Source organism: Lelliottia sp. F153 (assembly GCF_002870005.1).
In the GTDB taxonomy this organism is placed as follows: Bacteria; Pseudomonadota; Gammaproteobacteria; order Enterobacterales; family Enterobacteriaceae; genus Enterobacter; species Enterobacter nimipressuralis.
The window spans coordinates 379,538-403,304 of sequence record NZ_PKFT01000001.1; the positions used below are offsets into that span (position 1 = coordinate 379,538).

The 23,767-nt window shown below is 53.6% G+C and carries 22 protein-coding genes and 1 pseudogene; 11 read left to right on the plus strand and 12 right to left on the minus strand.

What is annotated here, in order from left to right; translation table 11 throughout:
- Nucleotides 1–12 precede the first annotated feature (12 nt).
- Entirely contained in the window at nt 13–927 is a 915-nt protein-coding gene (locus tag F153LOC_RS01795) for an OmpG family monomeric porin (protein WP_102103826.1), read from the plus strand.
- Between the two features lie 35 nt (nt 928–962).
- Here the strand turns inward: F153LOC_RS01795 and F153LOC_RS01800 are convergent, their stop codons facing one another.
- Entirely contained in the window at nt 963–1,973 is a 1,011-nt protein-coding gene (locus tag F153LOC_RS01800; RefSeq protein WP_102103825.1) for a LacI family DNA-binding transcriptional regulator, read from the minus strand.
- A gap of 153 nt (nt 1,974–2,126) precedes the next feature.
- Between F153LOC_RS01800 and F153LOC_RS01805 the strand changes: the two genes are divergently transcribed.
- The 4 genes from F153LOC_RS01805 to F153LOC_RS01820 all read left to right on the plus strand — a co-directional run bounded on the left by F153LOC_RS01805 (nt 2,127) and on the right by F153LOC_RS01820 (nt 6,512).
- Nucleotides 2,127–3,524 carry a YcjX family protein gene (locus F153LOC_RS01805; RefSeq protein WP_100780006.1) on the plus strand — a complete coding sequence of 466 codons (1,398 nt, stop codon included), beginning with the start codon at nt 2,127–2,129 and terminating at the stop codon, nt 3,522–3,524.
- Entirely contained in the window at nt 3,521–4,570 is a 1,050-nt protein-coding gene (locus F153LOC_RS01810; RefSeq protein WP_102103824.1) for a YcjF family protein, read from the plus strand. The genes F153LOC_RS01805 and F153LOC_RS01810 overlap by 4 nt, the downstream gene beginning before the upstream one ends.
- 106 nt (nt 4,571–4,676) lie before the next feature.
- Entirely contained in the window at nt 4,677–6,224 is a 1,548-nt protein-coding gene (gene tyrR, locus F153LOC_RS01815) for a transcriptional regulator TyrR (protein ID WP_100780008.1), read from the plus strand.
- A gap of 51 nt (nt 6,225–6,275) precedes the next feature.
- The gene (locus tag F153LOC_RS01820; protein WP_102103823.1) at nt 6,276–6,512 is read left to right on the plus strand and encodes a DUF2543 family protein; all 237 of its coding nucleotides are present in this window, start codon (nt 6,276–6,278) and stop codon (nt 6,510–6,512) included.
- A 351-nt stretch (nt 6,513–6,863) separates the two neighbouring features.
- Here the strand turns inward: F153LOC_RS01820 and tpx are convergent, their stop codons facing one another.
- Nucleotides 6,864–7,370, minus strand: coding sequence for a thiol peroxidase (gene tpx, locus F153LOC_RS01830; RefSeq protein ID WP_102103822.1), 507 nt, complete (start codon nt 7,368–7,370; stop codon nt 6,864–6,866).
- A gap of 95 nt (nt 7,371–7,465) precedes the next feature.
- Here tpx and ycjG point away from each other — a divergent pair, with 95 nt between their 5' ends.
- A complete protein-coding gene (gene ycjG, locus F153LOC_RS01835; protein ID WP_102103821.1) occupies nt 7,466–8,431 on the plus strand; it encodes an L-Ala-D/L-Glu epimerase in 966 nt (321 codons plus the stop codon).
- On the opposite strand, the gene mpaA is transcribed toward ycjG, so the two are convergent.
- Nucleotides 8,422–9,135, minus strand: coding sequence for a murein tripeptide amidase MpaA (gene mpaA, locus F153LOC_RS01840; RefSeq protein ID WP_102103820.1), 714 nt, complete (start codon nt 9,133–9,135; stop codon nt 8,422–8,424). The two genes, ycjG and mpaA, sit on opposite strands and share 10 nt — an antisense overlap.
- A gap of 184 nt (nt 9,136–9,319) precedes the next feature.
- Here mpaA and F153LOC_RS01845 point away from each other — a divergent pair, with 184 nt between their 5' ends.
- Nucleotides 9,320–10,936, plus strand: a complete 1,617-nt coding sequence (locus F153LOC_RS01845) for an ABC transporter substrate-binding protein (protein WP_100780014.1) — start codon at nt 9,320–9,322, stop codon at nt 10,934–10,936.
- A 49-nt stretch (nt 10,937–10,985) separates the two neighbouring features.
- On the opposite strand, the gene F153LOC_RS21580 is transcribed toward F153LOC_RS01845, so the two are convergent.
- From F153LOC_RS21580 to F153LOC_RS01855, 3 genes are all read right to left on the minus strand, one after another.
- Nucleotides 10,986–11,126: an Ecr family regulatory small membrane protein gene (locus tag F153LOC_RS21580; RefSeq protein WP_158238451.1), complete on the minus strand. Its 141-nt coding sequence runs from the start codon at nt 11,124–11,126 to the stop codon at nt 10,986–10,988.
- A 75-nt stretch (nt 11,127–11,201) separates the two neighbouring features.
- Nucleotides 11,202–12,434 carry a sensor domain-containing diguanylate cyclase gene (locus F153LOC_RS01850; protein ID WP_102103819.1) on the minus strand — a complete coding sequence of 411 codons (1,233 nt, stop codon included), beginning with the start codon at nt 12,432–12,434 and terminating at the stop codon, nt 11,202–11,204.
- 99 nt (nt 12,435–12,533) lie between these two features.
- Nucleotides 12,534–14,663: a bifunctional diguanylate cyclase/phosphodiesterase gene (locus F153LOC_RS01855; RefSeq protein WP_102103818.1), complete on the minus strand. Its 2,130-nt coding sequence runs from the start codon at nt 14,661–14,663 to the stop codon at nt 12,534–12,536.
- 453 nt (nt 14,664–15,116) lie between these two features.
- Between F153LOC_RS01855 and F153LOC_RS01860 the strand changes: the two genes are divergently transcribed.
- Complete coding sequence (locus F153LOC_RS01860) at nt 15,117–16,271, plus strand: methyl-accepting chemotaxis protein (protein ID WP_228483282.1); 1,155 nt, start codon at nt 15,117–15,119, stop codon at nt 16,269–16,271.
- Between the two features lie 41 nt (nt 16,272–16,312).
- Here F153LOC_RS01860 and F153LOC_RS01865 read toward each other — a convergent pair whose 3' ends face one another.
- Nucleotides 16,313–17,434, minus strand: a complete 1,122-nt coding sequence (locus tag F153LOC_RS01865; RefSeq protein WP_233210346.1) for a GGDEF domain-containing protein — start codon at nt 17,432–17,434, stop codon at nt 16,313–16,315.
- A 201-nt stretch (nt 17,435–17,635) separates the two neighbouring features.
- On the opposite strand from F153LOC_RS01865, the gene zntB reads away from it, so the two are divergent.
- The 3 genes from zntB (at nt 17,636) to dbpA (ending at nt 20,469) form a co-directional block, all read left to right on the plus strand.
- The gene (gene zntB, locus F153LOC_RS01870; RefSeq protein WP_100780017.1) at nt 17,636–18,619 is read left to right on the plus strand and encodes a zinc transporter ZntB; all 984 of its coding nucleotides are present in this window, start codon (nt 17,636–17,638) and stop codon (nt 18,617–18,619) included.
- Between the two features lie 265 nt (nt 18,620–18,884).
- On the plus strand, nt 18,885–19,037 hold the full coding sequence (locus F153LOC_RS21585) for a hypothetical protein (protein WP_157809239.1): 153 nt from the start codon (nt 18,885–18,887) through the stop codon (nt 19,035–19,037).
- Between the two features lie 58 nt (nt 19,038–19,095).
- Nucleotides 19,096–20,469, plus strand: coding sequence for an ATP-dependent RNA helicase DbpA (dbpA, locus tag F153LOC_RS01880; protein WP_102103817.1), 1,374 nt, complete (start codon nt 19,096–19,098; stop codon nt 20,467–20,469).
- A 45-nt stretch (nt 20,470–20,514) separates the two neighbouring features.
- Here dbpA and ttcA read toward each other — a convergent pair whose 3' ends face one another.
- From ttcA to F153LOC_RS01905, 5 genes and pseudogenes are all read right to left on the minus strand, one after another.
- Complete coding sequence (gene ttcA / locus F153LOC_RS01885) at nt 20,515–21,450, minus strand: tRNA 2-thiocytidine(32) synthetase TtcA (protein ID WP_100780019.1); 936 nt, start codon at nt 21,448–21,450, stop codon at nt 20,515–20,517.
- 49 nt (nt 21,451–21,499) lie between these two features.
- Nucleotides 21,500–21,715: pseudogene (locus F153LOC_RS01890) on the minus strand (tyrosine-type recombinase/integrase); the annotation flags it as partial.
- Nucleotides 21,716–21,851: 136 nt separating this feature from the next.
- On the minus strand, nt 21,852–22,328 hold the full coding sequence (locus tag F153LOC_RS01895; RefSeq protein ID WP_100780020.1) for a ferritin-like domain-containing protein: 477 nt from the start codon (nt 22,326–22,328) through the stop codon (nt 21,852–21,854).
- Nucleotides 22,329–22,731: 403 nt separating this feature from the next.
- Nucleotides 22,732–23,001 (minus strand): hypothetical protein, encoded by a 270-nt coding sequence (locus tag F153LOC_RS01900; RefSeq protein WP_102103816.1) that lies wholly within the window; start codon nt 22,999–23,001, stop codon nt 22,732–22,734.
- 287 nt (nt 23,002–23,288) lie between these two features.
- Nucleotides 23,289–23,501: a KTSC domain-containing protein gene (locus F153LOC_RS01905; protein WP_100780022.1), complete on the minus strand. Its 213-nt coding sequence runs from the start codon at nt 23,499–23,501 to the stop codon at nt 23,289–23,291.
- Nucleotides 23,502–23,767: the final 266 nt, after the last annotated feature.

A 23,767-nucleotide genomic window follows, 5' to 3' on the forward strand; every position in this document is an offset into this window, starting at 1 on the left:
AGGAATATACAAATGAGTACTCTACACAGAAGTGCTGCGCTTTTATTATGCGCAGGGGTAACGTGCGCCCAGGCGGCTGACAATCAAGAAAAATGGCATTTTAATATAGGTGCTATGTATGAGATTGAAAACGTCGAAGGGCAGGGCGAAGATAAAGATGGATTATATGAACCTTCCGTCTGGTTTAATGCCACCTGGGACGCATGGACTATTTCACTGGCCATGTATCAGGAAGGTCCGGTGGATTACAGCAGCATGACACGCGGGACCTATTTTGATCGCCCGGAATTTGAGCTGCGCTATCGTATTATCGGCAGCGACGATTTCACCCTCGGTTTGACCGGTGGCTTCCGCAATTATGGCTACCATTTTAAAGATGAACACGGCGCGAAAGACGGCACCGCCAATATGCAGCGCTATAAAATTCAGCCAGACTGGGATCTGAAACTTAGCGATGACTGGCGTTTTAGCGGCTGGTTTGCGATGTATCAGTTTGCCAACGATCTTGAAAAAACCGGTTATTCCGACAGTCGTGTCGAAACCGAAACCGGATTTACCTGGACCATCAACGAAACCTTTTCGGCTAAAGCGAACTACTATTTAGAGCGCGGGTTTAATATGGACGGCGGCCGGAATAACGGTGAATTCTCGACGCAGGAAATTCGAGCTTATTTACCGATTTCGTTAGGGAACACCACGCTGACGCCGTATACCCGAATTGGTCTGGATCGCTGGTCGAACTGGGACTGGCGGGACGATCCAGACCGCGAAGGGCATGATTTTAACCGCCTGGGTATGCTCTACGCGTACGATTTTATGAATGGATTATCCATGACGCTGGAATACGCGTACGAATGGGAAAATCACGACGAAGGCAAAAACGACCGCTTCCACTATGCGGGCGTCGGCGTGAACTACGCATTCTGACGGGGTGACTGCCAGGGGCTTTGACGCCCCTGGATTCAGCGAAGAGAGGGCGTTTCAGAGAGTGCCGTGTCGACAATGACCTGGCGTGGTGCCTCTTTTCCGGCGATACGTTTGAACAGGACATCGCAACTCTTTTCGCCCAACTGGCGGGTAGGGATTTCGAAGCCAGCCGGTGCAGGGGTCAATATCAACGACAGCAACGGATCCGTATAACCGGCGATCGCCAGCTGTTCCGGGATCATCAGGTTTAATTCCTCCGCTGCGCGATACAGAGCGAGAAGTTTCATACTGTCCGTGGCGAAAACGGCACGCGGTGGCTGTGCTGAGGAGAGTAATTGACAGGCCGCGTCCAGCGCACTTTCGTGGGTATATCCGCCGTCGACAACCCAGTCAGCATTAAAGACAATGTTGTGTTTCTCCAGGCTGGCTTTATAACCCGCGAGACGGTCGATTGAGACGTGGTAATCAACGGGCGCATGCAGACAGGCGATTTTACGGTGGCCATTGCGAATAAACGTATCGGTTAACGTCATGCTGCCGTGGAAATTATCCGTATCGACTGAATAGATATTCTGGAAATCGCCTTCGACTTTACCAATTACCACGACGGGAATGCCATAGGTATCAAGCCGTGGGAAAAAAGATTCATTGGCCGGGGAACTGAGCATAATAATTCCCTTAACCATTTTTTGCTTAATTTTATTTTCGCATTTCTGCAAATCATCTTCGCTACTTTTCGACGTTTGAAGAATAACGTCAAAACCTTCCTCTTCGGCTTTTTCCGTAATGGTATGTAAAACGTCAGAGAAAAAAGGATTACCGGCTGTGGTCTTGGCTGAGCGTGTGGAAATAACCATGATCGCGTCAAAACCTGAAGAGGTCAGGGCACGGGCCAGCTTGTTGGGTTGATAATTTAATTCATCAATCGCTTTTTGCACTTTTTCAAGTGCTTCCGGGGAGATATTTGTTTGCTTGTTTAGAACCCTGGACACGGTTGATTTTGATACGCCAGCAACACGTGCAATATCATAAATGGTGGGTGACATACACCTTACAACTCCATGATAGCGGTAGTGGGATTATATTACGGGAGAAAAAACGGGAATGACAGTGACAATGAATTGAAAATCAACGATCTGCCCCAATTTATTGTATTCTGAAGCTGATATCAGCGGTCTTCGGGGCAAAACAGGATGGCGATGAAGCGACTTAAAAACGAATTCAACTCACTGGTTAACCGTGGCGTAGACCGCCATTTGCGTCTGGCGGTGACGGGACTTAGCCGCAGCGGCAAAACCGCATTTATCACCGCGATGGTCAACCAGCTTCTCAATTTACACGCCGGGGCGCGACTGCCGCTGCTGAGTGCCGCGCGCGAAGAGCGCCTGCTCGGCGTGAAGCGTGTACCGCAGCGCGACTTTGGCATCCCGCGTTTTACTTATGATGAAGGGCTGGCACAGCTGTACGGCACGCCGCCCGCCTGGCCGACGCCGACGCGCGGGGTGAGCGAAATCCGTCTCGCGCTGCGCTTTCGTTCTAACGAATCCGTATTACGCCATTTTAAAGACACATCCACGCTCTATCTGGAAATTGTCGATTATCCCGGTGAATGGTTGCTCGATTTGCCGATGCTGGCCCAGGACTACCTGAGCTGGTCGCGGCAAATGACCGGACTGCTGCAGGGGCAGCGCGCGGAGTGGTCGGCAAAATGGCGTGAGCTGTGCGCCGGGTTAGACCCGCTGGCTCCGGCCGACGAGAACCGTCTGGCGGCAATTGCGCAGGCCTGGACCGATTATCTCCATCAATGTAAACAGCAGGGGCTACATTTTATCCAGCCTGGGCGATTTGTCCTGCCGGGCGAAATGGCGGGCGCGCCTGCGCTACAGTTCTTCCCGTGGCCAGATGTCGATAGCTGGGGTGAATCAAAACTGGCGATGGCGGATAAACACACCAACGTCGGAATGCTCCGCGATCGCTTTAACTACTACTGCGAGAAGGTGGTGAAGGGGTTCTACAAAAATCACTTCCTGCGCTTCGATCGCCAGATTGTGCTGGTGGATTGTCTGCAGCCCTTGAACAGCGGGCCGCAGGCTTTCAACGATATGCGCCTCGCCCTCACGCAGCTGATGCAAAGTTTCCATTACGGACAGCGCACTCTGTTCCGCCGCCTGTTTTCACCGGTGATCGACAAACTGCTGTTTGCGGCGACCAAAGCCGATCATGTCACGGTCGATCAGCACGCGAATATGGTATCGCTGCTGCAACAGCTGGTGCAGGACGCCTGGCAAAATGCGGCGTTTGAAGGGATTAGCATGGACTGTCTGGGGCTGGCCGCGGTGCAGGCGACGCAGAGCGGGCTGATTGATGTCAACGGTGAGAAAATTCCGGCCCTGCGCGGTAATCGTCTGAGCGACGGAGAGCCGCTGACGGTCTATCCTGGCGAAGTGCCCGCCCGTCTGCCGGGGCAGGCGTTCTGGGAAAAGCAGGGTTTTCAGTTTGAAGCGTTTCGCCCTCAGGCGATGAACGTCGATCAGCCGTTACCGCATATTCGCCTGGATGCGGCGCTGGAGTTTTTAATAGGAGATAAACTGCGATGAGTGAACCCTTAAAGCCACGCATCGATTTTACCGGCACGCTTGAGCAGGCGCGCGACGAAGCCTTTAAATCTGCCCAGGCTTTCAGTGGCCCGGAGGCCGAGAAATTCGCGCCTGTCGTCGCTGACGAACTGCTGTCGGACGAAGGGCCGGCCGAAGCGGTTGTTGAGGCCGCCCTGCGGCCTAAACGCAGCCTGTGGCGCAAAATGGTTACCGCCGGTTTGACGCTCTTTGGTGTGAGCGTGGTCGGTCAGGGCGTGCAGTGGACGATGAATGCCTGGCAAACCCAGGACTGGGTGGCCCTTGGGGGCTGCGCGGCCGGTGCGCTTATCGTCGGGGCGGGCGTTGGGTCGATTGCGACCGAGTGGCGTCGTCTGTGGCGACTGCGCCAGCGCGCCCATGAGCGCGACGAAGCGCGCGATCTGTTGCACAGTCATGCCACCGGAAAAGGGCGCGCATTCTGTGAAAAACTGGCGAGCCAGGCCGGGATTGACCAGTCCCATCCGGCTCTGCAGCGCTGGTACGCGGCGATCCATGAAACGCAAAACGACCGTGAAATCGTGAGTCTCTACGCGAGTATCGTTCAGCCCGTGCTTGATTCTCAGGCTCGGCGTGAGATTAGCCGCTCGGCGGCGGAGTCTACGCTGATGATTGCTGTCAGCCCGCTGGCGCTGGTGGATATGGCCTTTATCGCGTGGCGAAATCTGCGGCTTATCAACCGCATTGCCACGCTGTATGGCATTGAACTGGGCTATTACAGCCGTCTACGCCTTTTCCGCCTGGTTCTGCTGAACATGGCCTTTGCCGGTGCCAGTGAACTGGTCCGTGAAGTGGGGATGGACTGGATGTCTCAGGATCTTGCCGCACGACTGTCTACCCGCGCAGCACAGGGGATCGGTGCGGGTCTGTTAACCGCGCGTCTGGGGATCAAAGCCATGGAATTATGCCGCCCCCTGCCATGGATGAATGACGATAAACCGCGTCTCGGGGATTTCCGTCGTGAACTGATTGGCCAGTTGAAAGAGACATTGAGCAAAAAACCGCAGTAAACGCTGAAGAATTCACCTCGCTGTCAATATTTGTTGACAGCGAGCTTCCAGCCAGACGATATCTGACATATCATTTTAAGGTTACTGGCTAAAGAGTGAATTTCCCATGCGTCTGGAAGTGTTCTGTCAGGACCGTATCGGCCTGACCCGCGAATTACTCGATCTCCTTGTTTTGCGTGACATTGATTTGCGCGGCATCGATATCGACCCTATCGGGCGAATTTATCTCAATTTTGCCGAAATCGAATTTAATACCTTCAGCAGCCTGATGGCGGAAATCCGCCGTATCGCTGGCGTTACGGATGTGCGTACCGTGCCGTGGATGCCGTCAGAGCGCGAGCATCTGGCGTTAAGTGCGCTGCTCGAAGCGATGCCTGAACCGTTTTTATCCCTCGATCTGAAAGGCAAAGTGGAGCGCACCAACCAGGCGAGCTGCCAGCTGTTCGGCCAGAGTCAGGAAAAACTGAGCAACCATCACGCGGCGCAGCTGATCGCCGGTTTCAATTTCCAGCGCTGGCTCGACAGCAATCCGCAGGGCACGCACAGCGAACATGTGGTGATCGGCGGCCAGAACTTCCTGATGGAGATCACTCCGGTGCATCTGCGCGGTGAGAATGACGTCAGCGTGCTGACAGGCGCGGTAATCATGTTGCGCTCGACCATCCGTATGGGACGCCAGCTGCAGAATCTCTCCAACCAGGATGTCGGCGCCTTCAGCCAGATTATTGCCGTTAGCCCGAAAATGAAGCATGTGGTGGATCAGGCGCGTAAGCTTGCGAATCTCACTGCGCCGCTGCTGATCACCGGCGAAACGGGAACCGGCAAGGATTTACTGGCACATGCGGTTCATACCGCCAGCCCACGCGCGGCAAAACCCTATCTGGCCCTGAACTGCGCGTCTATCCCGGAAGATGCCGTTGAGAGCGAGTTGTTCGGCCACGCGCCGGAAGGCAAAAAAGGCTTCTTCGAGCAGGCCAACGGCGGCTCGGTCTTGCTGGATGAGATTGGCGAGATGTCGCCGCGGATGCAGGCTAAACTGCTGCGCTTCCTCAACGATGGCACTTTCCGCCGCGTCGGGGAAGATCACGAGGTTCATGTCGATGTGCGCGTCATTTGCGCGACGCAGAAAAACCTCGTCGAACTGGTGCAAAAGGGCGTATTCCGGGAAGATCTCTATTATCGACTCAACGTACTGACCCTGAATATTCCGCCGCTGCGCGACTGTCCGCAGGACATTATGCCGCTGACCGAACTGTTCGTGGCGCGCTTCGCCGACGAGCAGGGCGTGCCGCGTCCGAAGCTCTCGGCGGATTTGGGTTCGATGCTGACGCGCTACGGCTGGCCGGGCAACATCCGCCAGCTGAAAAACGCCGTCTACCGTGCGCTCACGCAGCTGGAAGGCTACGAGCTGCGCTCGCAGGACATTCTGTTGCCGGATTACGATGCGGGAACCGTGTCGGTTGGTGAAGAGGCGATGGAAGGCTCGCTGGATGACATCACCAGCCGTTTTGAGCGTTCTGTGCTGACCCAACTTTATCGCAACTATCCGAGCACCCGTAAACTGGCGAAACGCCTGGGCGTGTCGCACACGGCCATCGCCAATAAATTGCGTGAGTACGGTCTGAATCAGAAGAAAGCGGACGACCAGAACTGAGAAATCCCGCGCGGGCGGGGTTTTTGCTATCCAAACATTAAGGCTTAACGTATGAGCAATGAAATACCATTAAAGTTTTATGACATCGCGGATGAATATTCAAAGGAATCCGCAAAGCCCGTCAGCGAAGCAGAGCGCGACGCGGTGGCCTATTATTTCCAGTCGCTGATTACGCGTTTAATGAATAACGAGGAGATCAGCGAAGAGGCGCAGAGTGAGATGGCTCGGGAAGCCGGTATCGATGAAACGCGGATCGATGAGATCGCAGAGTTTTTGAATACGTGGTGATGATCGCGTTCTGATATCGCCGTATTGAGTGCGATGTTCGCATGCTGCGCGACGCTGGCGTCGGACATCCGCATTTCGCTCAGGGGAGTCATCTCAATGAGCGAGATGCGGCTCAGAAAGATTTACATCCTCCTCAGATTTTATAACTCACGCCTTGCAAAACCGAATCCTGTTACCAAACGGATCATACCCTTCCAGAATTTTCCCCCACGCCTGCTCCACAATTAAGTTCATCCCGCAACCGTTCGATAGTGTGCACAGGGACAAAGAGTGTCGTTGCTGGGCAGACGTCAGATAAAAGAAAGCCCCGCATCAGCGAGGCTTTGAATATCTGAGCGCTGAGCGATGTTATTACGCTTTCAGCACATCCAGCGCAGCGGTGTAGTCTGGCTCGTTGGTGATTTCGTTGACCAGCTCGCTGAAGATCACGGTGTCGTTTTCGTCGATCACCAGGACTGCACGGGCAGCCAGACCTTTCAGTGGGCCTTCTGCGATGCCTACGCCGTAGTTTTCGAGGAAATCAGGGCTACGCAGGGTAGAAAGCGTGATAACGTTGCTCAGACCTTCTGCGCCACAGAAACGGGACTGGGCAAACGGCAGATCCGCGGAAACGCACAGCACCACGGTGTTATCGACTTCGGTCGCCAGCTGGTTGAATTTACGCACGGACGCAGCGCAAACGCCGGTGTCGATGCTTGGGAAAATGTTCAGGACTTTGCGTTTACCGGCGAACTGACCCAGTGTTACGTCAGACAAATCTTTTGCCACGAGGGTAAAAGCCTGTGCTTTGCTGCCTGCCTGCGGAATGGAACCTGCAACAGAAACCGGGTTGCCCTGGAAATGAACGAGTTGTGACATAGATATCTTCCTGTTTACATATAGTTAACGTCGCGGCTAGTGTATGACAACAGCGGATAACACGGCAAACCTATTTTTCCCTACAGGAGTGAGTGATGAGAACCGTCAAGGTCTATGAAGAAGCGTGGCCACTGCATACCCCGTTTGTGATCTCTCGCGGGAGCCGTAGCGAAGCCAGCGTAGTCGTCGTTGAGATTGAAGATGACGGTGTGAAGGGCGCGGGCGAATGCACACCTTATCCTCGCTACGGCGAGAGTCTCGCGTCGGTGATGGCGCAGATCATGACTATCGTTCCTGAACTGGAAAAGGGGCTGACACGCGAAGCGCTGCAACAGGCGCTACCGGCGGGTGCGGCGCGTAATGCGGTCGACTGTGCTCTGTGGTCGCTGGAGGCGCATCGGCAGAATCATACGATTAGCGACTCGCTTGGCGTGGTGCTGCCACAGACCATTGTGACGGCGCAAACGGTGGTAATTGGCGAGCCTGCGCAGATGGCGTCAAGTGCTAAAGCGCTGTATGAGGCCGGGGCGCGGTTGTTGAAAGTGAAGCTTGACGATCATTTGATTAGCGAGCGGATGGTGGCAATCCGCAGCGCGGTTCCTGATGCGACCCTCATTGTCGACGCCAACGAATCCTGGAAGAGTGAAGGGCTGGCCGCGCGCTGTCAGCTGCTGGCTGATTTGGGCGTGGCGATGCTGGAGCAGCCGCTGCCGTCGGCACAAGACGCCGCGCTGGAAAACTTTATCCACCCGTTGCCTATCTGCGCCGATGAGAGCTGCCATACGCGTGACAGCCTGGCCGGGCTGAAAGGGCGCTACGAGATGGTGAATATTAAACTTGATAAGACGGGTGGATTAACCGAAGCGCTGGCGTTGGCGAAACAGGCGCGGGCTGAAGGGTTCGCGCTGATGCTTGGCTGTATGCTCTGCACTTCAAGAGCCATCAGCGCCGCACTGCCGCTGACAGAGCAGGTGAGCTACGCCGATCTTGATGGGCCAACCTGGCTCGCCGTGGATGTCTCACCTGCGCTGAATTTTACTACCGGGACCCTTCACCTCTGAGATTGCCAGCGCAGCAGGCCGGTCATCGCTTTCAGGTATTTCTCGCTCGCTTCATCAGAGGAGACGGGCGGGAACTCGGCGGTAATGCAGTGCAGGCCGAGGTCTGCGCACCAGCTGCCAAACGAGCCTGGCGTTTCGTATCCGACGCTGGTGACCAGCGGCAGCGCGAAGGCGTCGGCCAGCCACTCGCCTAACCCCGTGTGGCGTGGATCTTCGATGCAGGCCAGCGGATCGTGAAACGACACCACCCACGCCGGTTGAAGATGATGAATGAGCTGGCACAGCCCCTGGGTTTCAGGCTCTGAGCCGGGTTTTTCACCGGTGAGGAGCACCACGTCACGCTCATCCGCCGCGCTGTTCCAGCGATAAACCGTCTCTCCCGCTCGCCAGTTGGCCGCCGGGAAATTGCGGTTCAGATCGACACCGCGCGCGTTGGCCCGCAGCCCTAACTGGCACCCGTCCGGATTCACCGTTAACACCACGTGATGACGACGCAGATCGGGCGCCAGCGTACGCAGCGCGCAGGAGAGGGTGACGATGGAGGAGTTCTCATCCCCGTGCGTCCCGGCGATGATAAGCCCGCTGTGGCGGTCGGCCTGCGGGGCAGGAAACCAGATCAGCGGGGCACCCAGAAATGAGCGGCCATAATGTTCCGTTCCGGGCGGGAAAGCGCCACGTTCCGTTCTTGGGCGGGTAAGTGACATATGAAATCCTGATAGCGAGTTCTTTATAGCCAGTGTTGTGTAAAACACGCGCTTAATCAAATAGTTTCACGGGTCGGAGAAACTGATCCGATCTCAACTTTCCGCGCGAAGGTGTTTGCATTTCTCTGTTCTGAAACAAATAATTACGCATCTGCTTGTCACCCATCATTCCAAAGGGGATCTCATGAAGCATCCTGTTTCGCTGCTCTGTACTGCGCTGTGGCTGTGTGGACTCACTTCTGTTTCTTATGCAGCTGATATTCCTCAGGGAACGAAGCTGGCGGAAAAACAGGAACTGGTCCGCCATATCAAGGACGAACCCGCCTCGCTCGATCCGGCGAAAGCCGTCGGCTTACCGGAAATTCAGGTGATCCGCGATCTGTTCGAAGGGCTGGTGAATCAGAATGAAAAGGGCGAACTCGTCCCCGGTGTCGCGACGAAGTGGCAGAGCAATGACAACCGTATCTGGACATTTACCTTACGCGACAACGCGAAGTGGTCAGACGGTACGCCGGTAACGGCGCAAGATTTTGTCTACAGCTGGCAGCGCCTGGTGGACCCGAAAACGACGTCGCCATTCGCCTGGTTTGCGGCGCTGGCGGGGATCACTAATGCCCAGAGCATTATCGACGGCAAAGCCCAGCCTAATACGCTCGGTATCACCGCCGTGGACGCCAAAACCCTTCGCGTACAGCTCGATAAACCGCTGCCCTGGTTCGCTAATCTGACCGCCAGCTTTGCTTTTTATCCGGTGCAGAAAGCCAACGTTGAGAGCGGGAAAGAGTGGACTCGCCCAGGCGCACTGGTTGGCAACGGTGCCTATGTTCTGAAAGATCGCGTGGTGAATGAGAAGCTGGTGGTTGAGCCGAATACGTCCTACTGGGACAACGCCCAGACGGTACTGAAAAAAGTGACTTTTATTCCGATCAACCAGGAGTCATCGGCCACTAAACGCTATCTGGCGGGGGATATTGATATCACCGAATCCTTCCCAAAAAATCTCTATCAGAAGCTGCTCAAAGATATTCCGGGGCAGGTTTATACGCCGCCGCAACTGGGCACCTATTATTACGCGTTTAACACTCAGAAAGGGCCAACGGCCGATCAGCGTGTGCGACTGGCACTGAGCATGACCATCGATCGTCGGATTATGGCGGAGAAAGTGCTCGGAACGGGCGAGAAACCGGCGTGGCACTTTACGCCGGATGTGACCGCTGGCTTTACGCCAGAAAAGTCACCGTTCGAGCAGATGTCGCAGGCAGAGCTGAATGCGCAGGCCAAAATGCTGTTACAGGCTGCCGGATACGGCCCGCAGCGACCGCTGAAACTGACGCTGCTCTATAACACTTCAGAAAACCATCAGAAAATCGCGATTGCGGTGGCGTCGATGTGGAAGAAAAACCTCGGCGTGGATGTGAAGCTGCAGAATCAGGAGTGGAAAACCTATATTGATAGCCGCAACACCGGTAACTTCGACGTGATCCGCGCCTCCTGGGTGGGGGATTACAATGAGCCGTCCACTTTCCTGTCACTGTTAACATCCACACACAGCGGCAATATTTCGCGCTTCAGCGATCCGGCGTACGACAAGATTATCAACCAGGCGACGCTGGAAACGACGGCCAAAGCGCGCAATGCGGATTACAACGCGGCTGAGAAAATCCTTGCCGAAAAAGCCCCGATCGCGCCGATTTATCAATATACCAACGGTCGCCTGATTAAGCCGTGGGTGAAAGGGTATCCGATAAATAACGCGGAAGATGTGGCGTATAGCCGGACGATGTATATCGAGAAGCATTAATATGAATAACAAGGCCCGTCTGAGAACGGGCCTTTTTTTGATTCGTCAGTCAGGGCGCGTCAATCGCCGGGTAGAGGCTGCTTTCCAGATACCCCACCATGTGCCACATCTCACCGCTAAAAATAAACCATAAGCCAAATATAATAACGCTGAGAATAATTAGGATGAGTATGACTTCTGTTTTCCCCATAGCAAAAGTGACCCACCTGACCGCTGTTAATTCGAGGGGGGCATTGTAGCGGGGCTTTAATCAATACTCCAGTTTTCAGGCGGCGAGCACTTTATTGCGGCCATTGTTTTTGGCGCGGTATAAGGCGTCGTCTACGCGTTTTAACAGATCGTCGATGCTCTCGTCCGGATTATGTCGCGCGACGCCAATACTCACGGTAAAGCGGGGCAGGCCGGGGATGACAATGCGCGCCACTTCGGCACGAATGGTTTCGGCCACCTGCATCGCAGCCTCGAGCGTGGTACGCGGCAGCAGGATCACAAACTCTTCGCCGCCCCAGCGGAACACAAAATCATCTTTACGGCTGCAGGCTTCGAGCATGCGCGACAGGGAAATCAGCACCTCGTCGCCCCTGGAATGGCCGAATACGTCATTGATATTCTTGAAATGATCCATGTCGACCAGTAACAGGCTGAACTGCTGCTGGGCGGGCAAATGGGACGGATGAGTCTGTTCAGTGATGAGATAAAACTGTCGACGATTTAGCAGGCCGGTCATGGAGTCCCGCAGGGCGGCGTGCTCCAGCTCGTGCTCAAGCCTTTTTTGCTCGGTGATATCGTGAACGATGCACAGCATGAGCTTGTCGCCGTAAATCTCAATCGGACCCGCGTACGTTTGCACGTGGCGGGTAGATCCATCGGCCAGCCGGTGGACAAAATTAAGGGGTTTATGCCCGCCGGGAAGACGGGCGATCTCCGTCATAATCGGCAGGATATCGCGCCCCAGGGTGTTAATTTCCCATGTGTGTTTTGTGCACATGTCATCGTGGCCGTAACCGTAAAAATTGAGGGCCGCCAGATTCGCGTCGACAATCTGCCCGTCACGCGCGGTATCTATGAGCAGCATGGGTGCGCTGTTTGTCTGGAAAAAGCGGGCGTAGAAACCCTGTTTTTTACGCTGGTAGTTGGCAGAGCGGCTCGCTTTCAGGCCGGAGGGGGCCTGGGAAATCAGCCCTTCAAACACAATGATTTCACCCGCACTTTCATGCTCGGTGAGGGACAGGCGACAGCTCAGCGTGGTTTCCTGATCATTGCGCCAGACGGTCCAGATTTCGACAATTTCCAGCTCGGATTTGAGATCAGGAACGTACATTGCCAGCTGCTGCTGTGCACTGGCGGAATAAGCGCCCTGACGCATGTCATTCAGCGTTTTATTACGCATCATGTCGCTCGCCGCACTATTGGCGAAAATAACCTGCTCAGAGACGGGTGAGACTAACCAAACCGGTGTTTTGACGAAATTCAGCGCATCAAAGCTGTGTGGCAACATAGAGTCTTCCCAGTCATCGGCAGCCAACGCTCATGAAATTTGCAGTATCACGGTTATACACACGTGGGCATATTTCAAAACATACTCCACTTCATCACATCAGGCATGATTTTTTTGTGAATGAAGTGGGGGTTCTATTTGATTTTTACCAATTGGAATAATTTGTTTGTCAGATTTATTCTGTAATACCAGCCACGGCACCTGTTCTGCAGGAAGCGGGCGGGAAAAATAATAGCCCTGCAAATAATCACATCCCAGATTTGCCAGCATTTGCTGCTGCTGTTGGGTTTCAATACCTTCGGCGACCACCACCATATCCATGGTCCGGGCAACGTGAATAATGGTTTCGACAATCTTTTTGCTTTTATCGTTTTCCCGCATGCTATCAATAAAACTTTTATCTATTTTAAGTTCTTTGGCGGGAAGCACATTCAGCATCAGCAGGTTAGAGTATCCGGTCCCAAAGTCGTCGATGGAAACGGTAAAACCGGCGTGGTTAAACATATCTAATAATTCAATACTGCGTTCCAGGTTTTTCAGGGCCGTGCTTTCGGTGACTTCGAGGATCAGTCGTGAAGGTTCGAGATTGTATTTCTGCATGGTGCCGGAAATCACCTCGAATATATCCTGTTGCTCAAACTGAATAGGGGACAAATTAAACGACAGCGTCCACTGGCTGAATCCCTGTTCCGTCCAGAAGCGCAGTTGTCTGCAGGCCTGATCAATGGCCCACACCCCCACCGGAATGATTAAGCCTGTTTTTTCCAGCGATGGCAGGAATACGTTCGGCAGCAGCACACCCTGTTCAGGATGGTGCCAGCGCAACAAAGCTTCAAAGCCGTGAATCTCATTCACTGCGGCGTGGTAGGTGGGCTGATACCAAAGGTCAAACTGCTCGCGCTCCAGCGCCTGGGTGAGATCCTGTAGGAAAGACGGCTCTGCTGAGATGCTTTTCGACATCTCCGGGCGATAAATCGCCCAGCCGTTGCGCCCTTCCTGTTTAATGTGATGCATCGCGGCATCGGCTTTAAATTTCAGTTCGTGGAGGGTTTCACCGTGCTGAGGATAGAGGCTCACGCCAAGGCTTAAGGTGATATTCAGCGCGTGGCCGCCAATGGCGAAAGGGCGGCGAATATCGTCGAGCAGGGTCGTGGAGAGTTCGATAATTTTCTCGTCATCGCAGTCGGGCAGCAGCAGGATAAACTCATCGCCGCCGAGCCTGGCGAGACTCATTCCCGGCGTCAGTCGGGCGGTAATGCGCTGCGCGACGCTTACCAGCAGCTCATCGCCAACCTGATGCCCCCAGGCGTCGTTCACCAGTTTGAAATGGTCGATATCCAGAAACATTACCGCAAACAGTTTTTTATTCAGCAGTGAACCGTGCAGGCAATCCTGCAGGCTGAGATCCATTTGCGTGCGGTTGGCAAGCCCGGTAAGGGCGTCAAAGCGTGCTTTACGCTCCAGTTGGGTGTTGAGCTGGCGCAGGTTTTCCGTCAGGCGATGAGTGCGAAAATGGGAGTCCACCAGCGAGATAATCAGCATGATACCCAGTAGCACGAGCGTGGTAGTGGAGACCCAAATCGACAGCCCTAACTCGCTTACTCCGCCCGGCATCATGTGCGCGGCGTGTTGAAAATTGGCTGCGCTCATTCCCGTGTAATGCATCGCGCAAATGGCAACGCCCATCACCACGGCCGCGGCGACGCGGTTGATAAACACGCCTTTGTGCCGACGGCGCAGGTGAAAGGCAAGCCAGAGGGCGGCACCCGAGGCGACAATGGCGATCGCGACGGAGATCGTCACGAGGGTCATGTTCCAGCGAATGTCATCACTTAGCATCAGCGCCGCCATCCCGGTATAGTGCATGGCCACGACGCCTGCGCTAAGGATCAGCGTGGAAAACAACCAGCAAAAAAAGGAGAGAGAATCACCCGGAACGGCAATATTAATGGCGCTGGTGGCCGCGACAATGGCGATGCCCAGTGAGCCGACGGTAAGCCAGACGTGATAGCTCATGTCGATCGGCATTTTCATCGACAGCATACCGATGAAATGCATTGACCAGATACCTATCCCCAGCGTGACGCCCCCGGCCATGCGCCACCAGAGAGCGGCTTTGCGGCTGGCACCCGATATTTTTCCGGCGCTGTCGAGCGCCACAAATGAAGCGATAAACGCCACCAGGAATGAGATGGCAATGAGAACGGGGTCCCAGGACACATCGAGCATTATGCAATCCCACGCTAAAAAGTCGTTATTGAGTTCATCCGGTGCGTGACTCATCACCGCCGTGGCTTACTCTAACTAATTCCAAGATTAGTTGCTTATCAAAAATCAACAACAAACGCGTTATTTTTACGTGCAGGAACGCATCGAAGATATATTCTCTCATTAATGACTTAAGTAGCGCTACATGATTTTAATCAGCAGTAGCATTCGCTCTTAATAAACGTTGCGTTAATATTTAATCATCTGTTTGCTAACTATTGTTGTCACAAAGAAAATAGGTTTGAAAAGAATAAAACACCCATGATTGAGGCTAAGCTGATTCTACGTGCTGACTTAAGGTAAATTTACGGTATCCGAAGGTGAATAATAAATGCCACTTAAAATGTGGTGGAAAAAGAAAATGCGAATGCTATAACCAATATACCTCCTCCGACTTGTTGTATGGGATCAATTATGCTTAGAAATATTAGCGTAAGAACCTTTATTATATATTTTCTGCTGGTCGTGCTTTTAATCATTGATGGTTTAGTTTGGACTTTATCGGAAAGTACAACGCTTTTTATCGCAGTAAATATTATTAATGTGCTTGCGGTCATGTTGCTGTGGTCCTACATGACAAAATATCTTGTGACGCCGATCAACACCGTGAAAAAAAGTATCGAAGAGGTCACCTCAGGCAATCTTGCCGTTTCTATCCCCGAGTTTGGCAACAACTGTGCAGGGCGTTTAATTCCTGGGATCAACAGCTTATCCAGTAACATCGCCACGCTGGTGCGGGAAATACGCGCCTCGTCGCAAACCGCGATGACCCTCTCAGAACAACTCTCCTCACGCAGCGCGGAATTGTCGGTGAAGACAGAGCAGCAATCCGCTTCACTTATTCAGACCGCCGCCAGCATGGAGCAGATGGCGGCCAGCACCCGTAACAACGCCGATAACACCCGTCTTGCCAGCGAGCGCGCGAACCACGCGACGGTGCAGGCGCGCAAAGGGGGCGAGCTGATGGGGCAGGTGGCAAATAATATGCAGTCGATTACGGAATGCGCGCAGCAAATGACCGAGATCATCTCTCTGATCGACGGCATCGCGTTCCAGACCAATATTCTGGCGCTGAACGCGGCGGTCGAGGCGGCAAGGGCTGGGGATCACGGCAAAGGTTTCTCCGTGGTCGCCGGTGAAGTGCGTAATCTTGCCCATCGCAGTGCAGAAGCGGCGAAAAGTATTAAGTCGCTGATCGACGTGACGAGCAATAACGTGACGCAGGGCGTGACGGTGGTCGCGGAAGCCGAGAAAAATATGCACGAAATCGTTAACGGTTCCGGGCATGTCAGCAAACTGATGGATGAGATTTCGGCGAGTACCTCTGAACAGGAAAAAGGGATTTCGCAAATCACGCAGGCGCTGTCTGAGCTGGAGCGTGTGACGCAAAGCAACGTGGCGATGGTGGATGAACTGTCAGGCTCCTCCGATGTGCTGAAAAACCAGGTGATTGAACTTCAGACGCGCACCCGGAATTTCAGGCTGGAGGGTGGCTCGCAACCTGACTGGCAGGAGAGTGTGCGCCAGGAGCGCAGCGCCTTTCCCCGCCACGCAGAACACTCATACTGACTGACTGACTGATTGACTGGAAAAGCCTGGTTCGCCAGGCTTTATACTTTGTAGCGGTTTCGTCCTGCCTGTTTCGCCTGATACAGCGCTTTGTCCGCCCTCGCTATCAGTTCCCGCGCGGTCACACCGGGTTTCCATAACGCCAGCCCCTGGCTCACCGTCACGCGGTCGCTGACGGGAGAACCCGCGTGAGGAATATTCTGCGCCTGAAGCACCGCCGCAATATTCTGTGCAGCCGACTGTAACGCCTGCGAGTCCGCATCGGGCAGCAGCAAAACAAACTCCTCGCCACCAAAACGCCCGACAATGCCGCTTGAGGTCAGCGCGGCGGATTCCAGCGCCCTGGCGATGGCCATCAGGCACAGGTCGCCTTTTTGATGCCCGTAATAATCGTTGTAAAGTTTAAAGTGATCGACATCGAGCATGATCAGCCCAAAGCTGTTTCCATCCTGCTGATGGCGCAGGATGGCCTGATCCATCTGCGCTTCAAATGACCGACGGTTCGCAATCCCGGTCAGCGGGTCGTTGTTGGCCAGCAGGCCCAGTCGCTGAATCAAATCAGCATTTTCCTGCTCGCGGCGCAGGGCGAGCAGAAACCAGCTGTTGAGAATACGTCGGCCTGATTCAATCAGTCCCGCCAGCAAAATCCACTGCAATCCATTCATGACCGTCAGGCCATTGCGGTAAAAAAGTGAGGTGATAAGAATCGTCAGCCAGACCGGCAGAATAAAGCTCAGCAGGACTTTGGGATCAAAGTAGAGTGAGATCAGCGCGGTAAACAGCAGTAATGCGGCAGAGGGGAAGATGATGCGCAGATCGTTGCTGACGATCAGGACAAAGAAACAGCCCGCCCAGCACAGACTGAGGGCCACCACGGTCCACTTTGCTAACGTACCGAGCCACTGTGCGTTTTGCAGGGGTGCCATCCGCATGATGAATAACACGGCAGCGGAGAGGGTCAGGTCGGCCACCATCATGGTTTCCAGCACTGCCGCAGGGTGGTGGAAAAGGACCTCTGACTCGAAGGCGGAGAAATAGTTACGCCCCAGGATGAAAGAGGAGAACAACATATTTACCCACAGGAACCATGTCACACTGGTTTTAATGGCAATGGTCCGCATTTCTGCAAGACGAACATCGAAGGCCACACAGGGCTTTTTCATCGTCACACTCGTAAAAGATACATTTAAAAACAAAATGGCAGCATTTCTGTAACTCTACTGTTTTGCATCTTTCTGTCCAGTGGTTAGAGTAGGAAAAGGGTTAATTCATGAGCAAATTCAGCGCTATGCTGTCGGTAGATGTTGAATAACCTTTCGGGAAGGCTAGACTGACGATGTTCATGACAAAAAGGGGGAGTCACTGTGGAAGGCATTAAGGGATCGGACGTTAATGTTCCGGATGCGGTATTTGCGTGGCTGCTGGACGGTAAAGGCGGGGCGCGACCCCTTGAAGATGACGATATTATCGACAGCGAGCACCCCTGCTGGTTGCATCTGAACTACACCCATCCGGACAGTGCGCAGTGGCTTTCATCGACGCCGCTGCTGCCAAACAGTGTGCGCGACGCGCTGGCCGGGGAGAGCCTGCGACCGCGCGTCAGCCGTCTCGGGGAGGGCACGCTGATTACGCTGCGCTGCATCAATGGCAGCACCGACGAGCGCCCGGATCAGCTGGTCGCCATGCGTCTTTATATGGATGAACGTCTGATTGTCTCCACCCGGCAGCGCAAAGTGCTGGCGCTGGATGATGTGGTCAACGATCTGAAAGAGGGGACCGGGCCGGTCGACTGCGGCGCGTGGCTGGTCGATGCCTGCGATGCGCTGACGGATCACGCCAGTGAATTTATCGAAGAGCTGCACGACAAAATTATCGATCTCGAAGATAACCTGCTCGATCAGCAAATTCCGCCTCGCGGTTATCTTGCTCTGCTGCGTAAACAGCTCATTGTGATGCGTCGCTACATGACCCCGCAGCGTGATGTCTACGCGCGGCTCGCCAGCGAACGTCTGCCGTGGATGAATGACGATCAGCGACGTCGTATGCAGGATATCGCCGATCGGCTCGGGCGCGGACTGGATGAGATCGACTCCTGTATTGCGCGAACGGCGGTAATGACCGATGAAATCGCAACGGTGATGCAGGAGTCACTTTCGCGCCGGACGTACACCATGTCGCTAATGGCGATGGTCTTTTTACCCAGCACGTTTTTGACCGGGCTGTTCGGTGTGAATCTCGGGGGCATACCGGGCGGGGCATACCGGTTCGGCTTTTCCGCTTTTTGCATCATGTTAGTTGTTTTGATTGGTGGTGTTGCGTGGTGGTTGCATCGCAGTAAATGGCTGTAAATTTACACATTTTCTGGCTTCAAAACGCGTTTTTGTTTGAGCGAAGTCAATAAACGGCTACCCCGTTCGGTGCAGTATTACTCCCGCAGGTGAATGCAACGTCAAGCGATGGGCGTTGCGCTCCATATTGTCTTACTTCCTTTTTTGAATTACTGCATAGCACATATTGATTCGTACGACGCCGACTAAATTAGTCGGCTTTTTTTTGCCTCCAGAATCTCAGCGTCTACCCTAAAAGGGTCACCCCGATAAACTGGAGGGAAACATGAGCTATCTGCTTTCACTGCTTTACACGCAACTGTCGGTACCTGACTCGATACCCATCGATCCGGTTCCTGTCCCCGATCCGATTCCCCGTCCGCAGCCAATGCCCGACCCGCCGCCGGATGAAGAACCGATTAAATTGTCGCATCGGTAGCGCAGATCTGCGAGGATACGCGCCAACTGACTGTGATTTTTTACCTTGAGAGTACATTGTGACCGCTTTTTCTACGCTGAACGTTCTGCCTGCCGCCCAACTCGACAATCTTACCGAGTTGGGATATCTCTCGATGACCCCTGTACAAGCTGCCGCGCTTCCGGCGATTCTGGAAGGACGAGACGTTCGCGTGCAGGCTAAAACGGGCAGTGGAAAAACGGCCGCCTTTGGCCTGGGATTGCTCCAGCAGATTGATGCGGGCCTGTTCCAGACGCAGTCCCTGGTGCTCTGTCCGACGCGCGAGCTGGCGGACCAGGTGGCAGGGGAGTTACGTCGTCTGGCGCGCTTCCTGCCTAACACCAAAATTCTGACCCTCTGCGGTGGCCAGCCGTTCGGTGCGCAGCGCGACTCGCTGCAGCATCCGCCGCACATTATTGTCGCCACGCCTGGCCGTCTGCTCGATCACCTGCAAAAAGGCACCGTTTCGCTGGATGCCCTGCAAACGCTGGTGATGGATGAAGCGGATCGCATGCTGGATATGGGCTTTACCGATGCCATCAATGAAGTGATTCGTTTTGCGCCCGCGACGCGCCAGACGCTGCTGTTTTCCGCGACCTGGCCAGAAGCGATTGCGGCAATCAGCGGACGGGTGCAGAACAACCCGGCTACCATTGAAATCGACGCGGTGGATGCGCTGCCGTCCATCGAGCAGCAGTTCTACGAAACCTCGCAAAACGGCAAGATTCCGCTGCTGCAAAAGCTGCTGAGCAAACATCAGCCGGCCTCCTGCGTGGTGTTCTGTAATACGAAGAAAGATTGCCAGGCCGTCTGTGACGCGCTTGCAGAGGCGGGGCAGAGTGCGCTCGCCCTGCATGGCGATCTGGAACAGCGCGACCGCGATCAGACGCTGGTGCGTTTCGCCAACGGCAGCGCACGCGTGCTGGTGGCAACGGACGTGGCAGCGCGCGGCCTGGACATCAAATCCCTGGAGCTGGTGGTTAACTACGAGCTGGCGTGGGACCCGGAAGTCCACGTACACCGTATTGGTCGTACAGCGCGAGCGGGCAACAGCGGTCTGGCGATCAGCCTGTGCGCACCGGAAGAGGCGCAGCGCGCCAACATTCTGTCTGAAATGCTGCAGCTGAAACTCAACTGGATGCCTGCTTTGGGTAGCGTCAGTATCACGCCACTGGCCGCTGAAATGGCGACTCTGTGCATCGACGGCGGCAAAAAAGCCAAAATGCGTCCTGGAGATGTATTAGGCGCGCTGACCGGGGATATCGGACTCGAGGGTGCGGATATCGGCAAAATTGTGGTGCATCCGGCACATGTCTATGTAGCGGTGCGTCAGAAAGTGGCGAATAAAGCGTGGAAACAGCTGCAGGGCGGGAAGATTAAAGGCAAAACCTGTAAGGTGCGTTTGCTGAAATAAGGCACAAAGAAAAGCGTCTCAGAGAGTCTCTGAGACGCCAGAGTATTACTTCACTTCCAGAACGTTCAGTCGCATTTCATCCAACTGAGACTCATCTTCTTCCGGCTGCCAGCCCGCAGGCTGCATCGGGATCTCTTCGCGGTCGAACGCCAGGTCGCCACCGTTCACCACTTCCGCGCCGTGCTTAATGCCTTTGAAATCGAACAGTTCAGTATCACACAGGTGAGAAGGCACAACGTTTTGCATCGCGCTGAACATGGTCTCAATGCGGCCCGGATAACGTTTATCCCAGTCGCGCAGCATATCGCCAATCACCTGACGCTGCAGGTTCGGCTGGGAGCCGCACAGGTTACAAGGGATGATCGGGTATTCGCGTGCCTGCGCAAAACGTTCGATATCTTTTTCACGACAGTAGGCCAGCGGGCGAATGACGATGTGTTTGCCGTCGTCGCTCATCAGCTTCGGCGGCATCCCTTTCATTTTGCCGCCGTAGAACATGTTCAGGAACAGGGTCTGCAGGATATCGTCACGGTGATGGCCGAGAGCGATTTTCGTCGCGCCCAGCTCGGTGGCGGTGCGATACAGAATACCGCGGCGCAGACGGGAACACAGAGAACAGGTGGTTTTCCCTTCCGGGATTTTTTCTTTCACGATGCCGTAGGTATTCTCTTCGACAATCTTATATTCGACGCCCTGTTGCTCAAGGTATTCCGGCAGGATGTGCTCCGGGAAGCCAGGCTGTTTCTGGTCCAGGTTGACCGCCACCAGGGAAAAGTTCACCGGTGCGCTTTGCTGCAGATTGCGCAGGATCTCCAGCATCGTGTAGCTGTCTTTACCGCCTGACAGGCAGACCATAATGCGGTCGCCTTCTTCAATCATGTTGAAGTCTGCAATGGCTTCACCGACGTTGCGGCGCAGGCGCTTTTGCAGTTTGTTCAGGTTGTATTGCTCTTTCTTATTAACTGATTGATTATCTTGCATTTATACTTTACTCAAATATCAAATGGGGCACCAGTGGGACAAAACCATTTTAACGCGCCAGCGTCATGAGGCGCATTTCGACCTGCTCGCTGTTCACTACTTCTATCCATGAAGCATATATTTCATACACCCTCTGCGCATTTTCGTGCCCCATCTGATTGGCAATAGAAGACGGGTTAGCGCCTGCTGATAGCAACCAGCATGCGAAAGTGTGCCGTGTATGGTACGGATTGCGGCGACGAATGCCAGCACGTTTTGCAGCAGAAGCTCATCGCGCCCCGATACGGCCCGTGAGGAGTGGGGTTTCTGAGTACCAGGCCATACCAAACCTCAGGCCAAAAAAAGGCCTGCAGGCGTGCTCAATGCACGGCGGCAGGCCGATTATTTACCAACAAACGAATTTAGGGTTGCTGATCAGCAATCACCGTCAATTTTTCGTCAGTGGCTTTCTCTTCCTTGAGGGTTTCTTCCAGCAGCCTTGCCGCATCTTTGTATCCCAGCTTTTTCGCAAGTGCATGCAGTGTGCCGTAAGTGGCGATTTCATAGTGTTCCACTTTTTGGGCGGCGCCAATCAGACCCGCATCGCGAACCGGTCCCGCTTCGACGGAGTCGATGATTTCCTGCGCCTCTTCTGCCAGCCCTTCAAGGGCGTGGCATTTCATGCGCTTGATTCGCACACCTTCTGTGCTTTCTACCAACTGATCAAGCCGTTCAATCTGGCCGTGGGTTTCTTCAAGGTGCTGATTAAAAGCAGCAATCAGTTTGGGATCTGTCGCCGCCCGCGCCATTTTAGGTAACGCGCGGGTGATTTGTTTTTCTGCGCTGTAAATATCAGAAAGGTCATGAATGAATAAATCTTCGAGAGTCTTGATTGTCATTAAATACTCCTCTCACAATTCGACTTGTGAAAAAGTGATGCGCATCATTCACGCAGTCTTTAAGGGTAGCTGATATTTAGGGCCGGGGCGCAGAGAAAGGATTTAGCAATAAAATGAGAAACTTCCTGGCGGAGGCGTAAATTCAAAAACAGGAGAATGTTAAATATATTATATGCTAACGTTTGAGGGGGAAATACCTCGGATGAAATGACAATCTCTACCGGGATAATAAAGGCTGAATTAACAATCACTCAGAGGCTATCGACAGTGATAAATAAAACGTAAGCGCTGAAGTCACATCAATTTGCTGGATCACGAGCATGTGTTTTTAAGGCCATCACCATGAGCAGACGCATAATGACGGCGTTATCCCCGCAAGTCTCATCAAGCCGGGCAGCGTTGCTTACCCCACCTGGCCTGATTTTGCCAGCAGCGCTAAAACTCTCTCCGTCACTTTATCTTCATATCCTTCCTGCTCGGGATGGTTGAACTTGACCAGTGGTGCCGAGCTTTTTTCCTCCTCGTAAGAAGTTGAAAGAAGGCCAGGATTGCCACTCATGTTATTAATTACCGAGGATAAAACAGTGATGGCAATCTTTGATGCGTGAAGGTCTATTTGTAGCTCATTAATTGTCTGTTCAAGGGTTTCAACGCGTTCGTTTAAGTCAGTCATTTGATCTCCTGATTATCGAGAAGGCCGGTGTTCAATTGAATGTGCGCATACACATTCAATTTTAGCCTAAGCGGAGAAAGAGACAGCCAATGTCTGATATCTATTAAAACCAACAATAAAAGGCGTGTTAATCCGCATCCAGTGCCTGCAGTAATTCACTGAGATGACGCACTATATCGCCGAAATCAAAAATTAATGCCATCCACAGACAGGTTAGCAAAATCAGAGCAGCCAATGTTAAGCGGGTAAGCACGGAAGAAATCCTTTCACGTGGATAGGGATAAGGCTCAGTATACGGTGATTTCCTTAAACTTCCCCTTTACGACGCCATCATAAAAGCGACCTTTTGACACGACCTGCAAAAAATCGTTATAGACACGTACCGGAACCTGCTGATACCGCAGCGTCCGACGATCGAGAAAGCGGATTTCCAGCGTGGCGCTGCGTTCATCATAGCCAATGGAGGCGATACGTGAAGACCTTACAGGATGATGGACCATGATGATTTGTCCCTTACAGCATAAAACAGGAGATTTATCATCTAACAGCAGGGGCGAGCGTGCAAGTGGGTGACGCGTAACACGGGGTGGAAAAATAATCACAATGAATGTAATTCATTGAACTATATAAATTAAAAATTATTCTTTCCTGTTAGTTGAGGGTAAACTTTAAGCCGTTATATGCCTTTATGATTCTTCATCCGTTAATGCACTGAGAGTGTTTTACTGAGCTATCATCCAGAATTGACAGGATATGCCCGGAGCTG

Excerpts from the sequence above, each read along its gene's own strand:
- F153LOC_RS21585 (WP_157809239.1), top strand. The coding sequence starts at position 18,885 with ATGAGCTATCTGCTTTCACTGCTTTACACGCAACTGTCGGTACCTGAC.
- F153LOC_RS01860 (WP_228483282.1), top strand. The coding sequence starts at position 15,117 with ATGCTTAGAAATATTAGCGTAAGAACCTTTATTATATATTTTCTGCTG.
- mpaA (WP_102103820.1), bottom strand. The coding sequence starts at position 9,135 with ATGTCACTTACCCGCCCAAGAACGGAACGTGGCGCTTTCCCGCCCGGA.
- ttcA (WP_100780019.1), bottom strand. The coding sequence starts at position 21,450 with ATGCAAGATAATCAATCAGTTAATAAGAAAGAGCAATACAACCTGAAC.
- F153LOC_RS01895 (WP_100780020.1), bottom strand. The coding sequence starts at position 22,328 with ATGACAATCAAGACTCTCGAAGATTTATTCATTCATGACCTTTCTGAT.
- F153LOC_RS01845 (WP_100780014.1), top strand. The coding sequence starts at position 9,320 with ATGAAGCATCCTGTTTCGCTGCTCTGTACTGCGCTGTGGCTGTGTGGA.
- F153LOC_RS01850 (WP_102103819.1), bottom strand. The coding sequence starts at position 12,434 with ATGTTGCCACACAGCTTTGATGCGCTGAATTTCGTCAAAACACCGGTT.
- F153LOC_RS01805 (WP_100780006.1), top strand. The coding sequence starts at position 2,127 with ATGAAGCGACTTAAAAACGAATTCAACTCACTGGTTAACCGTGGCGTA.
- tpx (WP_102103822.1), bottom strand. The coding sequence starts at position 7,370 with ATGTCACAACTCGTTCATTTCCAGGGCAACCCGGTTTCTGTTGCAGGT.
- F153LOC_RS01820 (WP_102103823.1), top strand. The coding sequence starts at position 6,276 with ATGAGCAATGAAATACCATTAAAGTTTTATGACATCGCGGATGAATAT.
- F153LOC_RS01900 (WP_102103816.1), bottom strand. The coding sequence starts at position 23,001 with ATGACTGACTTAAACGAACGCGTTGAAACCCTTGAACAGACAATTAAT.
- F153LOC_RS21580 (WP_158238451.1), bottom strand. The coding sequence starts at position 11,126 with ATGGGGAAAACAGAAGTCATACTCATCCTAATTATTCTCAGCGTTATT.
- F153LOC_RS01865 (WP_233210346.1), bottom strand. The coding sequence starts at position 17,434 with ATGAAAAAGCCCTGTGTGGCCTTCGATGTTCGTCTTGCAGAAATGCGG.
- tyrR (WP_100780008.1), top strand. The coding sequence starts at position 4,677 with ATGCGTCTGGAAGTGTTCTGTCAGGACCGTATCGGCCTGACCCGCGAA.
- ycjG (WP_102103821.1), top strand. The coding sequence starts at position 7,466 with ATGAGAACCGTCAAGGTCTATGAAGAAGCGTGGCCACTGCATACCCCG.
- F153LOC_RS01905 (WP_100780022.1), bottom strand. The coding sequence starts at position 23,501 with ATGGTCCATCATCCTGTAAGGTCTTCACGTATCGCCTCCATTGGCTAT.
- F153LOC_RS01795 (WP_102103826.1), top strand. The coding sequence starts at position 13 with ATGAGTACTCTACACAGAAGTGCTGCGCTTTTATTATGCGCAGGGGTA.
- F153LOC_RS01810 (WP_102103824.1), top strand. The coding sequence starts at position 3,521 with ATGAGTGAACCCTTAAAGCCACGCATCGATTTTACCGGCACGCTTGAG.
- F153LOC_RS01855 (WP_102103818.1), bottom strand. The coding sequence starts at position 14,663 with ATGCTCGATGTGTCCTGGGACCCCGTTCTCATTGCCATCTCATTCCTG.
- F153LOC_RS01800 (WP_102103825.1), bottom strand. The coding sequence starts at position 1,973 with ATGTCACCCACCATTTATGATATTGCACGTGTTGCTGGCGTATCAAAA.